Source organism: Microbacterium sp. TNHR37B, assembly GCF_001620065.1.
In the GTDB taxonomy this organism is placed as follows: Bacteria; Actinomycetota; Actinomycetes; order Actinomycetales; family Microbacteriaceae; genus Microbacterium.
This window is the reverse complement of record NZ_LQGV01000004.1, coordinates 342230-355560: the sequence shown is the minus strand read 5'-3', so window position 1 is coordinate 355560 and position 13331 is coordinate 342230. Positions and strand designations below refer to the sequence as shown.

The window sequence follows — 13331 nt, the reverse complement described above, 5'->3', positions numbered from 1 at the left end:
AGCAGGATCAGGCCGTCGCGGGGGCGGCCAGCAGTCCCTCGATCACGGTGACCACGCCGTCCTCCGCGTTGGAGGGCGCCCGATGGCGCGCAATGGCGGCCACGTCGGGATGGGCGTCGGCCATCGCGTAGGAGTGGTCGGCGGCGCGCAGCAGTTCGAGATCGTTCAGATAGTCGCCGAAGGCGACCGTCTGGGCGGGCGTGACCCCGAGCGCACGCTGGAGCCCGCGCAGCGCGACGCCCTTGTCCACCCCCGCGTTCATGACGTCGACCCAGTGGACGCCCGACACGACGACCTGGTGGTCGGGGTGCAGGTCGGCCAGTGCTGGCGCGGTGCGGGTCTCCCCGTCGACGAAGTCGTAGACGGCGAGTTTGAGGACGCGGTCCTCGACGGCGGCGACGTCGTCGACGACCTCGAGCGCGCGGTAGTACTTGCGCGTCTCGGCGAGGAACACGGGATCGCAATCGTCGACGTAGGCGGACCGCTCCCCGCACACGACGATCCCGAGGCGGGTGCCGACGGCGTCGAGCGCCCGCAGACGCGCGATGGTCCGGGCGACGAAGACCGGGGCGAGCGCGTCGATGCTCACCTCCTGCTCTCCGCGCACGACGTGCGCGCCGTTCTCGGCGATGTAGTCCAGCTCTCCCTCGGCGCCGGCGAACATCGCCCGGAGGGTGGCGAGCTGGCGTCCGCTGGCGGGCGCGAAGGCGATGCCCCGTTCGCGGAGCCTCCGCAGCAGCGGCCACAGTCGACCGGGGATCGTCCCATCGGGGCGCAGGAGCGTGCCGTCCATGTCGACGGCGATCAGTCGGATATCGGGGTCGGGCACCCCTCCATCCTCCCAGCCGCGGCGGCGCCCGTCCCACGCAGGACATCGGCGTGGGACGGGCGGAAGGCGGGCAGCCGAGCGGATCAGTCGATCGCGACGATCTCGTTGGGCGTGACCGGCAACGCGGCGTCGGCGATCCACTCGCCGGTGTGGACGTCGAGAGCGACGATGCGCTGGCGCTCCGCGTCGGTCACGTAGCGCACCTCCCCAGCCACCGCGAGGGCCGGGTGCTCGTCCTGCCATTCGGCGGGACTCCGCCACGGGTCGATCGCCTCGTGGGAAGCGATCACCTGACCGGTCGCGGGGTCGATGACATGCACGCGACCATCCGATCCGAGCAGGAGTGCCTCCCCGTCGTGCCCGCGGGCGACCCCTCGCCACGTGTACTCCACCCCCTCGGGGAGATCGACCACCTTCAGCGTCAACGCCTCGGTGTCGACGAGCGCGAGGCGGTGGAGCAGGTAGCCCTCGGCGTCGGGATCGTCCTTGTAGTCCATGACGACGAGGGGGCTCTCCTCCGACACGTAGGCATTGCCGATGCGACCGTAGGCGTCGGGAGAGTCGAGCTTCGCGATCGTGCCCTCGCGGTACACGAGGACGCCGTCTTCGCATCCCACGACGACCGCTTCGCCCTTCGCTGTGCCTTCGCCGTGCACGCCCGGGCAGTCATCGCTCGCGGCGATCTCGGCGCCGGCGGCATCGGTCACCCGGATCCCGGTGCGGGCGGACTCGTCGCCGACGGTCGTCAGCAGAGATCCGTCGGTGAGGACCACGGACACGCCGTGGTGCGCCGCGACGCCCGGAATCACCCGCGCGTCCGGCAGCGCACCGTCGACGGAGGCAAGGTCTGCCGTGTCGAAGACCGTCGTGTCGCTCGTCGCGTCGTCGTAGAGCACGGTCTTTCCGGCGTGACGGACGACGTGCCCCGCCGCCCCGGCATCGACGACGAGATCGGTCAGCTCCGGCGCGCGCAGGTCGAGGAGCTGGAAGCCCTGCGAGGTCGTCACGAAGGCGTGACGGTCGTCGCCGGCGAGATTCAGCCGCACGAATTCCTCCGACGGCTCGTCGGCGACGACCTCGAGCGTGTCCCCGTCGAGCACGAGGACTCCGCCGGCGTACGCGACGGCGACACGGGGACCGTCGGCGGCGGGTGCGGAGCTCCGCGGCTCCGACGGCGAGGCGCTGCTCGTCCCGGGGCCGGCGCATGCGGTCACGGCGACCGCGGCGACCGCGAGGGTCGCGACGGCAGCTGCCGTCGCGGTGGGCTTGGGTCGTTTCATGGGTTTCCTTTCTGGCGGAGAGCCGGGGGGCTCGGATGCGGCCCGGTGGGCCGCGAAGGGAGGCGGGAGAAGGGCAGCAGGCTCAGCGCCCGCTGAGCACCGCCGCGCCGTCGGCGGGCACGGCGTATCGACGCTCGACGCGAGCGGTCGCGGGATCGATCGCGAGCACCCGGCCACCGGCGACGAGATAGGTGGCGTGCTGGTCAGGGAAAAGCGCCACCTCCGATCCGGCGCGCGCGAGGAGAGCGGCGTCCTCGCTGTCGAGGGCGACCTCGGCAGGCGCGGGCGATCCGCCCTCGTCGTCGAAGATCCGGACGGCGCCTTCGGCGGTCACCGCGACGACATGGCCATCCCGGTCGTCGACGGCGGTCACCGCGACGAGCGGCACATCGGAGGTGAGGTGCCGCCATTGCCGATCGCGGGTGTCGAGGAGCCGGATCCCGTCCTTCCCGGCGAGTGCCGCGACGGTGGGCCGCCCCTCCCGCCCCGCGAGCGTGCTCGACCCCGGCGATGCGGCTTCGCCCGGAAGCGGGATCCGCTCAACACGGCCGGGTCGACCGTCCACCGCGAGGAGCGCACCGTCGTGGCACTCGACGACGACACCGACCACGGTGGCGATCGGCCCGCGTGCGCTGCGACAGGCTGTCTTCCCACCGCGGCGGCCGTTCTCGTCGACTTCCCGCAGGGTCGCCGGCGGCCCCGCGGTATCGGACCCGGCGACCCACGCGCCGTAGGCGAGCGGAACCACGAGGGGCGCATCCGCCTCGGCGCCGATCCGGAAGAGCTCGACGATCTCGCCGTCGGCGAGGGGTGCGGTCTTCACGAGCACGGCCTCGGCCGCGGCGGTCGGGCGGCCGTCGAAGTGGATGCCGATGCTCCGCTCGCCAGGGACGACGGTAGGAGATCCGGCACCCTCGACGTCGCCGACGACGCGCGCCTCACCGCGGTAGTAGTGGACGTGATCACCGTGGTTCCAGGTCCAGGCGCCGGTGTCGACGATCGTGACCGATCCCGGTCGGAGCGCGAAGAGGTAGCGCCCGTCGCCGACGACGCGTTCGGCGGGGGCGATCCGAGCGATCTCGGCGGCCTCCCCCGAGGCCAGGTCGAGCTGGACCACGGCACCGTCGGGGACGAGGGTCGTGATCTGGAGGGCAGGCTCCGCGAGCTCGTGCGCGCCGTCGCGCGGCGACGCATCCGATCCGCGCGTCCCCGAGGAGCTCATCGATTCGGTCGGCCGCCGATCGTCGACCCCCGCGCCCGGCACGGCGCATCCGCTGAGGGCAGAGGTCAGCGTCAGCAGCGCGACGGAGGGCACGAGGAAACGGAGAAGACGCACATGAGGAAGTTAGCACGAATGAGAATCATTCTCATTAACGCGCCTCCTCATCCACAGCGCGAGTCGGGATAACCCGAACTCGCCTCTCGGGGCACCTCTGCGGCGCGGATCGGTCCGTCGCCCTAGCGTGGAGACATGACTTCCGCAGCCCTCCCCCGCCGTCGCATCGGCCTGGGACGTCACCTCGGCGCTCTCGCACAACTCGCGGCGCTCGGCATCGTCGGCACGATCGCGTTCTCCCTGCTGATCACGCTGATCAGCGCCGGAGTGGGGCTCGTCCTGGCGCTCGGGATCGGCCTGCTCTTCCTCGTCGGCTTCGTCTACGCCGCCTGGGCCACGGCATGGCTTGAGTTCGAGCGTGTCGAGGGCCTCTACGGCTACGGGCTGCCGGCGCTGCGACCGCGATCGAGCGGGCGACCGGGATTCTCCGGATGGCTGCGCACGCTGCTCCAGCAGTTCGCCGACGGCGCGATGTGGCGGGGCATCTCCAGCGCCGCGATCAGCACCGTCCTCGGGCTGTTCGTCCTTCCGCTCGTCGCGTGGGTCGTCGTCTCGGTGGGCCTGCTGATCACCCCCGCCTCCGGCCGCAGCCGGTTCCCGTGGGGCGAGACCGAGCTGACGCCTACGTGGGCGGTGGTGCTCGGAGTGCTCGGCGTCCTCGCGAGCCTCGCCCTGCTGTTCGGCATCGCGGTGTTGCACGCCACGCTCACGCGGGCGATCCTCGTCCCTTCGCGCGAGGCGCTGCTGGCCGAGCAGGCGCGCGCCGCCGGCGAGCAGCGGGCCGGAGCCGTCCGCGCGAGCGAAGTGGAACGCACCCGACTGGAACGCGATCTGCACGACGGCGTGCAGCCGCGACTCGTCTCCGTGGGGATGACCCTCGGTCTCGCGCAACAGAAGATCGACAGCGATCCCGCCGCCGCGAAGGCGCTGATCGACGAGGCCCACACCTCCACGAAGGCCGCGATCACGGAGCTCCGCCAACTGGCCCGTGGGATCCATGCGTCCGTCCTCGACGACCGCGGTCTCGACGCCGCGCTGTCCGCCCTCGCGGCACGCTCCCCCGTGCCGGTCAGCCTCGACGTTCGACTCGACGGGCGCTGCAGTCGCACGGCCGAAGCCGCGCTCTACTTCTCCATCGCCGAGTCGATCACCAACGCGGCCAAGCACTCGCGCGCCAGCGACTGCCGCGTGACCGTCCGCCGCCGCACCGAGGCCGGCGCGACGTGGCTCTGGGCCCGAGTGGAGGACAACGGAGTCGGAGGCGCGCGGGTGATCCCCGGCGGTGGCCTCGACGGCATCGTCAATCGCATCGTGGCGGCGGGGGGAACCTCCCGCCTCGACAGCCCGACCGGCGGCCCGACCGCTCTGGAGGTGAGCGTCCCGTGCGCATCCTGATCTGCGAAGACTCGACCCTGCTGCGCGAAGGACTCGTGCGCGTGCTGGCCGACGCCGGCCACGAGGTGGTCGCCGCCGTCACCGACGCCGAACGGCTGACGGAGACGGTCGCCGCGGCCGCACCGGAGCTCTGCATCCTCGACGTGCGACTTCCCCCGACCTACACCGACGAGGGGATCCGCGCCGCGCTCGACCTCCGCGCCGCCGACCCGCAGCTGCCCGTGCTCGTGCTCAGCCAGTACGTCGAAGAGCGGTACGCGAGCGAGCTGATCACCTCGCACGGCGCCGCCCTCGGCTACCTCCTGAAGGACCGCGTCGCAGACGTCGGCGACTTCCTCGAGTCCGTCGAGCGGATCCGGGCCGGTGCCACCGTGCTCGACCCCGAAGTGGTGGCGCAGCTGCTCACCCGACGTGCACGCGACGAACGCCTCTCCCGCCTCACCGATCGCGAGCGCACCGTCCTCGCGCTGATCGCCGAGGGCAAGAGCAACCAGGCGATCGCGCAGACGCTCTTCGTGAGCGAAGCCAGCGTCGAGAAGTACATCACCTCCCTCTTCCAGAAGCTGGGGCTCGAACCCGACGAGCACGGCAACCGACGCGTCCTGGCCGCGCTCGTCCATCTCGAGCACGGCGGCGACACACAGAACGGATCACTCCGATGAGCACGACTCTCACTCCCCCCGACGCCCCGATCCACGACTCGGCCCCCGAGGCCGCGCCCACCGCTCCGCGGCGGGGATCCTCGCGCACCGTCTCGATCATCGCCATCTGCGCCGGGGCGGTCCTGATCGCCGGCACCGTCGCGAGCGGCACGATCGGCATCGTCCGCTCGGCCGCCGTGCAGGAGGGCACCCTCACCTCGTCGGTGGTCGGCGTGCGGGCGGTGGAGGTCAACGCGAGCGCCGCCGAGGTGTCGGTCGGCTACGGGGACGTGACCGAGGCGACCCTCCAGGTGCGCAGCCTGTCGGGGGCCGACAGCTGGAAGATCCGCCGCGACGGCGACCGCCTCCTCGTCGACTCCCGCCGCGATTGGTGGGCCGGGTGGGGGTGGCTCCAGTCGGGAGACACGGCCGAGCTCACCCTGCCGCGCTCTCTGGAGGGCACCGACACCCGGGCCGGGGTCAGCGGCGGCACCCTGACGGCCGAGGGACGCTTCGGCGACCTGGACCTCACCCTTGACGCCGGATCGCTCCGCGTCAACGGCTCGGCGCGAAACGTCCGCACCGAGGTGAGCGCCGGGTCCGCCGACATCGACCTCAGCGGTGTCGACGGGGCCACCTTCAGCGTGAACGCCGGATCGCTCCGGGGTACCCTCCGTGGCACACCGCCCTCCGCCGTCTCGGTCGAGGTGAACGCCGGCAGGATCGACCTCGCCGTGCCACGCGGAGCCTATGCACTGCGCAGCGACGTCGCCGCGGGAGACTTCTCGCACGACCTCACCGTCGACCCGAACTCGCCCGACCGTATCGACGTCAACGTCTCGGCCGGCACCGTCCGCATGGTCCCGATCGACTGACGCGTCCGACTGACCCGACCGGCCCGGTCATCCACCGCCCTGCGGTGGTGACCGGGCCGGGTTGCGCGAGCGCGCCGTCATACACGGCGACGCCGAGGCGTGAGGCGTCGTCGAGCGCGCTACCGTGGACCCGTGACCACTCCGATCGATGCCACCACCACTGCCGCCTGGGCCGATCTGTCCGCCCGACGCGACGGCTTCACCCCCGACCTCCGCGCCTGGTTCGCCGCCGACCCGGGGCGCGTCGAGCGTCTGACGTTCGACCTCGCCGACCTCCGCGTGGACCTGTCCAAGAACCTCGTCGACGATGAGATCCTCGCCTCCCTCGTCCGCCTCGCGGAGCAGACCGGTGTAGCCGAACGCTTCGCAGCCATGCTCGCGGGCCAGCACATCAACACCACCGAGGACCGCGCCGTCCTCCACACCGCCCTCCGCCGCCCCGCGGGCGCGGAGCCCGCCCTGCACGTCGACGGCCAGGACATCGACGGCGATGTCCAGCAGGTGCTGGCGGCGATGTCCGCCTTCGCCGACCGGGTGCGCTCGGGCGAATGGACGGGGATCACCGGCAAGAAGGTGACCCATGTCGTGAACATCGGCATCGGCGGTTCCGACCTCGGGCCGGTCATGATCTACGAAGCGCTCCAGCCCTATGCGGATGCCGGCATCCAGGCGCGGTTCGTTTCCAACATCGACCCGTTCGATCTCGCACACAAGACGGCGGACCTCGACCCCGAGACGACGCTCTTCATCGTCGCGTCGAAGACGTTCACGACGCTGGAGACCCTCACCAACGCCCGACTTGCGCGCGATTGGCTGTGGGCCGGTCTCGAAGCGGCGGGGGCGATCGATGCGTCCGAGGCGCAGCGCACCGATGCCGTCGCCCACCACTTCGTCGCGGTCTCCACCGCGCTCGACAAGGTCGCCGCCTTCGGCATCGACACCGCCAACGCGTTCGGCTTCTGGGACTGGGTGGGAGGCCGCTACTCCGTCGACTCGGCGATCGGCCTGTCGCTGGTGATCACGTTCGGACCCGACGCGTTCCGCGACCTGCTCGCCGGGTTCCACGCCGTCGACGAGCACGTGGCCCGCACTCCGCTGGAGCGGAACGTGCCCGTGCTGATGGGACTCCTCAACGTCTGGTACACCAACTTCCTCGGCGCGCAGTCGCATGCCGTCCTCCCCTACGCACAGCAGCTCAGCCGCTTCGCCGCCTACCTGCAGCAGCTGACGATGGAGTCCAACGGCAAGTCGGTGCGCTGGGACGGGTCGCCGGTCACCAGCGACACCGGCGAGATCTTCTGGGGTGAGCCGGGAACGAACGGACAGCACGCGTTCTACCAGCTCATCCACCAGGGCACCCGCCTGATCCCCGCCGACTTCATCGCCTTCGTGAACCCCGCCTATCCGCTCCAGGACGGTGGGCGCGACGTGCACGGACTGTTCCTGGCCAACTTCCTCGCCCAGACCAAGGCGCTCGCCTTCGGCAAGACGGCCGAGGAGGTCGAGGCGGAGGGCACCACAGGACCGCTCGTGGCCGCTCGGACCTTCCCCGGCAACCGTCCGACGACCTCGATCTTCGCCCCGGCGCTCTCGCCACGGGTGCTGGGCGAGCTCGTCGCCCTCTACGAGCACATCACCTTCACGCAAGGCGTGATCTGGGGCATCAACTCCTTCGATCAGTGGGGTGTGGAGCTCGGCAAGCAGCTGGCGCTGCAGATCGCTCCGGCCATCGAGGGCGATCAGGCCGCGATCGATGCGCAGGACGCCTCGACGCGGGCGCTCCTCGCCTACTATCGCGAGCACCGCGGCTAGCCCGACCACCCCGCCCTGTTGTGCCCCTCCGGGCAGACACAGCGGCGGAGATCTTTCCCGACACGCCGGCGCGCGGATGCCCTGGCCGGCGTGTCGGCAGAAGCATCCGCCGTTGTGGCCGCCGCCGGGGCCTGTCGAGGCCGTATCCCCGGGCGGCGTCGGCGACGGGCTGACCGACGGGGCGCGGCGAGTCTGCGGTCCGTGCGGGCTCAGCGCTCCGCGACGCGGGTGTGGATGCGCTCGCCCGTGGCGCTGAAGATGCTGATGACTTCCGCCGGGCCGTCGGCGGTGGCGCTGATGCTGTGGGGCAGCCGCGTGTCGAACTCCGCCGCCTCGCCCCGCTCGATCACGTGCTCCGCTCCGTCCAGGGCCAGCCGGATGCGCCCACTGAGCACGTAGAGCCATTCGTAACCGTCGTGAATGCGGGGGGCGGGAGCCTCAGCGGCGGGCGTGTAGCGGATCTTGTAGGTCTTCACCGGCGCGTGTTCGAGCGTCAACGGCGCGATGACCATCCCGTCACGGCGCTCGACGGCGCGCCGCACCCGCGGATCGGACCTCTCCCCCGGCAACAGGTCGTCGACGCGCATCCCGAGGCGCCGGGTCAGCGGGAGCAGCAGTTCGAGCGATGCCTGCCTCTTTCCGGACTCGAGCCGCGACAGGGTGCTCGCCGACATCCCGGCCGGCTCGGCCAGCTCTTCCAACGTCCATCCGCGCGCCTGCCGTGCGGCACGCAGCCGCGGACCGATCTGTTCGAGCACATCTCTGTTCAGCGCATCGCTCTCCGGAGCATCGTGGTCGCGTGGATTCACCATCTCGGCAGTTTGCCATTTCTGCAAGCTTGTTTGCCAGCCGTTCCGTTGCGGTCGACGCTGGATGCCATGACGAACGAACGCGAATGGGATGCCGTGGTGATCGGCGGGGGGATAGCGGGCTTGAGCGCCGCACAGATGCTGGGGCGCGCGCGGCGACGCACGCTGGTGATCGACGCGGGGTCGCCGCGCAACCGCTTCGCCGCGCACATGCACGGCGTGCTCGGCCACGACGGCACCGACCCGGCCGAGCTGCTGCGGCGCGGGCGCGACGAGGTCGTCGCCTACGGCGTGGTCGTGGCAGACGGTTCGGTGGCCACGGTGATCGACGACGGGGACCGGATGCGCATCACCCGCGACGACGGCACGATCGACCACGCCCGCGCGGTGGTGATCGCCAGCGGCATCCGTGACGTCCTTCCCGAGGTCGAGGGCCTCGCCGCCTTGTGGGGCCGTTCGGTGCTGCACTGCCCCTACTGCCACGGGTGGGAGGTGGCGGGGCGCCGGCTCGGGGTGTGGGCGACCTCGCCAGCGAGCATCCATCAGATCGAACTCGTCCGGCAGTGGAGCGACGACGTGACCGCCTTCACCGCGGATGCCGGGCACCTCGACAGCGAGACGATGGCGCGTCTCCTCGCACGCGGCATCCGTGTGGTCACCGCGCCCGCCCGCGCTCTGGTGACCGGTGACTCCGGCGCGCTCACCGCCGTGCGGGACGCCGACGGCACCGAGCACCCGCTCGGTGCGCTCTTCGTCGCGCCCACTCCCGCCCTCGACCTGACGTTCGTCGACGGCCTGCACCTGACGCGCGCCGACGCCCCGGGGGCGCCGCTGGCTGTGGACGCGCTCGGATCGACGAGTCACCCGCGCGTGTGGGCAGCCGGCAACACGACGGCGCCGTACGGGAACGTGCCGCTCTCGATGGGGGCCGGTTCGATGGCGGGGGCCGCGGTCAACGCGGCCCTGGTCGCCGAAGACGCCCGCCGCGCCGTCGAGGCCCGACGCCACCAGCGCAACGCGCATTGGGAGGAGCGCTACGCGAGCGACGAGCGGGTCTGGTCGGGCCGTGTCAACGCGACGTTCGCGGCGGTCGCCCACACGCTCTCGCCCGGCAGCGCCCTCGACATCGGGTGCGGCGAGGGGGCCGATGCCGTGTGGCTCGCCGAACGAGGCTGGCAGGTCACCGCCGTGGACGTGTCGGAGACGGCCGTCGCGCGTGGCCGCGCGGCGGCCGACGAGCGCGGGCTCGCCGATCGGGTGTGGTTCGTCGCCGCCGACGCCGGCCACGCGCTTCCGGAGGCGATGTTCGATCTGGTGGCCTCCAGCTTCCTGCACTCGTGGGAACCGGACTTCCCCCGCATCCCGCTGCTGCGCACGGCGGCTGAGCGCGTCGCGCCCGGTGGCCACCTGCTCGTTCTCTCGCATGCCGCCCCGCCGCCGTGGGCTCGCGAGGACCACGACGGGGGCCACGCCTCCGCACACGACGGACCACCCCTGCTCGGGCCCCGGGAAGAGGTCGACCTGCTCGGGCTCGATGCATCGGAGTGGACGACCGTGCTCGTCGAGGTGCGCCAGCGCGCGGTGACCTCGCCGACCGGAGAGAGCGCGACCCTCGACGACGGCGTCCTCCTCCTGCAACGCGCAGCGCGGTGATGCCGGCGACGCGACGGGCGGTGGCCGGCGGCTGCTGCGGCGCGCGGCCGGTGAGCGGGGTCAGTCCACGGCGGCGGCGGCCGCGGCCGCCCGGGTCAGCCAGGCGGGCGGGGTACCGTAGCGCTGCGGCGGGATCAGGCGTCCGGCGGCGCTGTCGGCGAGGAACGTGGCGAACCGGTCGAGACGGGTCTGCTCCCGTTTCGCGCTGCGCACCCACGTCGCCACGATGCGGCGATAGGTCGGCGTCGTCTCGCTCCAGAACGCGGACGCGCGCGGGTCGGCGGCCAGCGCAGCGAGCTCGTCGGCGGTCAGCTCGTCGTCGCGCTCGAACGAGGCCTGAGCGGTGCGCTCGGGGCTGCGCCGCTCATAGGCTGCCAGGCCGGCCGGGCGCATCCGCCCCTCGGCGATCAGGCGCTCGACGTGCGCGATGTTGACCGTGCTCCAGTGCGAGCGGGGGGAGCGCGGGGTCCAGCGCTGACGCCGGGAATGCTCGTCGATGCGCTGACTGACCGAGTCGATCCACCCGAAGCACAGCGCCTCCGGCACGGCCTCCTCCCACGTGAGCCCCCGCCGCGGGTCGCCCTTCCGGTACAGCCCCATCCACAGTTCTGTCGCCGTGTCGTGGTGCCGCTCCAGCCACGCCCGGAACTCGGCCGCATCGGCGAAGAACACCGCCGGACGCTCCTCGGGATCGCTCACCTGCTCAGAGTGCCAGACGGGTCCGACACCGCGTCAGCGCAGCTCGAGCCGGTTCCACTCCCCGGGCCGGTCGAGCTCGCCGTAGACGACCTCGGCGCCGGACGCATCGACCGAGGCCGCGCATACGAGGAGGGACTGCGTGGGATACCCGTACGGACGGTTGTCCCGGATGATGGCCCGCTCGTCGGTCGGATCGAGGGTGGCGGTCCGCTCGAGGGTATCGAGCCACTCGCGCCACCACGGATCCCCGCCGCCCGGGATCGCGAAGGCGTCGCGCCAGGCGACGATCCGAGCCGTGGCCGGGTCGTCGACGTCGTCGTGCGCGATCATGTGGACGCCGGGCGCGAGGCGCTGCGTGCGCAGACGCTCGCCGTCCCACATGGTCACGCGAGTGCCGTCGGCGGCGACCTCGACGAGGTTGAAGCCGTTCACGCGCGGGGCGTCGGGGAGCGACTCCCCCGCCACCGCTGCGAGCACGACGTGCCCCCGGGAACCGAGATGGGCGGGGTCGACATCGGTGAGCTCGGCGCGGTTGAGGATCACGGCCACGCGTCCGCCCGCGGGATCGGCCGCCAGCCACGCACCCCCGGCCCGCGCGTCACGGACGCCGACGACGCCCGGGTGGTCGCCCGGCCACCACTGCCCCAACCGGTCCCATGCCCGGTCGGGATCCTCGTCTCGCACGGCGAGAAGCCGCGTGGGGGTCTCCGGATCGGCGGGCACGTGGACGATCACGGTACACATGGGACTACCTTCCTGCGGCCGTGGGAGGATCGGGGCATGTTCGTTGTCGTGGGGGTCAGCGGCGGCATCGCCGCGTACAAGACGGTCACTCTCGTGCGCGCACTCGTGACCAACGGGCACGAGGTGCACGTTGTTCCCACCGAGGACGCGTTGCGGTTCGTGGGGACCGCCACGTGGGAGGCGATCAGCCGCCATCCTGTCACGACTTCCGTCCACGACGACGTCGCCGAGGTCCGCCACGTGGCACTGGGGACCCGCGCCGACCTCGTGATCGTGGCACCGGCCACGGCGAACACCCTCGCCAAGATGTCGGCAGGGATCGCCGGCGACCTGCTCGGGGTGACCCTCCTCGCCACGACCGCGCCCGTTCTCGTGGCGCCCGCGATGCACACCGCGATGTGGGAGCACCCCGCCACGCAGCACAACATCACCACGCTCCGAAGCCGCGGGGTGCAGGTGATCGGTCCGGCCGACGGCCCCCTCACCGGGGGCGACAGCGGCCCGGGCCGCATGGTCGAGCCGGAGGAGATCGCGGCTGCCGCCGAGGCCTTGCTCGCCCCGCGCCGGGATCTGGCCGATCGCATCGTCGCGGTGTCCACCGGCGGCACGCGGGAACCTCTCGACCCGGTGCGTTTCCTCGGCAACCGCTCCTCCGGCAGACAGGGCGCGGAGGTCGCTCTCGCCGCGGCCGCCCGGGGCGCTCGGGTGCGCCTCGTGGCCGGGCACGTCGACGACGGTGTGCTCGCCGCAGCCGCACAGCATCCCTCGATCGAGATCACCCGGGTGAGCACCGCCGCCGACCTCCACGAGGCGATGCGCGGCGCGAGCGCGGGCGCCGACGTGGTGGTCATGGTCGCCGCCGTCGCCGACTTCCGCCCGCAGACCGTCTCCGACCAGAAGCTGCGCAAGGAGGACGGCGATGGAACCGCGACACTGTCGTTGGTCGCGAACCCCGACATCCTTCTCGACCTCGTCGCGCACCGGGTGCCCGGGCAGCGCATCGTGGGATTCGCGGCCGAGACCGCCGCCGACGACGCCGAGCTCCTCGAGCGAGGGCGGCGGAAGCTCGCCCGAAAGGGGACGGACCTGCTCGTCGTCAACCGCGTCGACTGGGACCGGGGCTTCGAGTCGCCCGACAACGAGGCCGTCCTGCTGACCGCAGACGGCCCCGTCGGGCGCGCGCGCGGAACCAAGCGCGAGGTCGCCGACGCCCTGTGGGATGCCGTGGCGGCGCTGCCGCCCGTCGACCACTGAGTCC

At 72.1% G+C, this 13331-nt stretch carries 12 protein-coding genes; 6 read left to right on the top strand and 6 right to left on the bottom strand.

The window, feature by feature from the left end; all coding sequences use genetic code 11:
* Positions 1-7: 7 nt before the first annotated feature.
* The 3 genes from AVP41_RS15865 to AVP41_RS15855 all read right to left on the bottom strand — a co-directional run bounded on the left by AVP41_RS15865 (position 8) and on the right by AVP41_RS15855 (position 3445).
* Entirely contained in the window at positions 8-829 is an 822-nt protein-coding gene (locus AVP41_RS15865; RefSeq protein ID WP_067166935.1) for a Cof-type HAD-IIB family hydrolase, read from the bottom strand.
* 83 nt (positions 830-912) lie between these two features.
* Entirely contained in the window at positions 913-2109 is a 1197-nt protein-coding gene (aztD, locus tag AVP41_RS15860) for a zinc metallochaperone AztD (protein WP_067166933.1), read from the bottom strand.
* A gap of 82 nt (positions 2110-2191) precedes the next feature.
* Positions 2192-3445, bottom strand: coding sequence for a hypothetical protein (locus AVP41_RS15855; RefSeq protein WP_067166930.1), 1254 nt, complete (start codon positions 3443-3445; stop codon positions 2192-2194).
* 135 nt (positions 3446-3580) lie between these two features.
* Between AVP41_RS15855 and AVP41_RS15850 the strand changes: the two genes are divergently transcribed.
* From AVP41_RS15850 to pgi, 4 genes are all read left to right on the top strand, one after another.
* Positions 3581-4840 (top strand): sensor histidine kinase, encoded by a 1260-nt coding sequence (locus AVP41_RS15850; protein WP_067166928.1) that lies wholly within the window; start codon positions 3581-3583, stop codon positions 4838-4840.
* Complete coding sequence (locus AVP41_RS15845) at positions 4828-5502, top strand: response regulator (protein WP_067166925.1); 675 nt, start codon at positions 4828-4830, stop codon at positions 5500-5502. Before AVP41_RS15850 ends, AVP41_RS15845 begins: the two co-directional genes overlap by 13 nt.
* The gene (locus AVP41_RS15840; protein WP_067166921.1) at positions 5499-6356 is read left to right on the top strand and encodes a hypothetical protein; all 858 of its coding nucleotides are present in this window, start codon (positions 5499-5501) and stop codon (positions 6354-6356) included. The genes AVP41_RS15845 and AVP41_RS15840 overlap by 4 nt, the downstream gene beginning before the upstream one ends.
* A gap of 132 nt (positions 6357-6488) precedes the next feature.
* Positions 6489-8168, top strand: coding sequence for a glucose-6-phosphate isomerase (gene pgi, locus AVP41_RS15835; RefSeq protein ID WP_067166918.1), 1680 nt, complete (start codon positions 6489-6491; stop codon positions 8166-8168).
* Between the two features lie 209 nt (positions 8169-8377).
* On the opposite strand, the gene AVP41_RS15830 is transcribed toward pgi, so the two are convergent.
* Positions 8378-8980, bottom strand: a complete 603-nt coding sequence (locus AVP41_RS15830) for a helix-turn-helix domain-containing protein (protein WP_067166915.1) — start codon at positions 8978-8980, stop codon at positions 8378-8380.
* Positions 8981-9046: 66 nt separating this feature from the next.
* Here AVP41_RS15830 and AVP41_RS15825 point away from each other — a divergent pair, with 66 nt between their 5' ends.
* On the top strand, positions 9047-10630 hold the full coding sequence (locus AVP41_RS15825) for a bifunctional NAD(P)/FAD-dependent oxidoreductase/class I SAM-dependent methyltransferase (protein WP_067166912.1): 1584 nt from the start codon (positions 9047-9049) through the stop codon (positions 10628-10630).
* Between the two features lie 60 nt (positions 10631-10690).
* On the opposite strand, the gene AVP41_RS15820 is transcribed toward AVP41_RS15825, so the two are convergent.
* On the bottom strand, positions 10691-11329 hold the full coding sequence (locus tag AVP41_RS15820) for a YdeI/OmpD-associated family protein (protein ID WP_231902797.1): 639 nt from the start codon (positions 11327-11329) through the stop codon (positions 10691-10693).
* Between the two features lie 33 nt (positions 11330-11362).
* Positions 11363-12073 carry an NRDE family protein gene (locus tag AVP41_RS15815; protein WP_067166906.1) on the bottom strand — a complete coding sequence of 237 codons (711 nt, stop codon included), beginning with the start codon at positions 12071-12073 and terminating at the stop codon, positions 11363-11365.
* A gap of 36 nt (positions 12074-12109) precedes the next feature.
* On the opposite strand from AVP41_RS15815, the gene coaBC reads away from it, so the two are divergent.
* Positions 12110-13327: a bifunctional phosphopantothenoylcysteine decarboxylase/phosphopantothenate--cysteine ligase CoaBC gene (gene coaBC / locus AVP41_RS15810; RefSeq protein ID WP_067166903.1), complete on the top strand. Its 1218-nt coding sequence runs from the start codon at positions 12110-12112 to the stop codon at positions 13325-13327.
* The last annotated feature ends 4 nt before the right edge of the window (positions 13328-13331 follow it).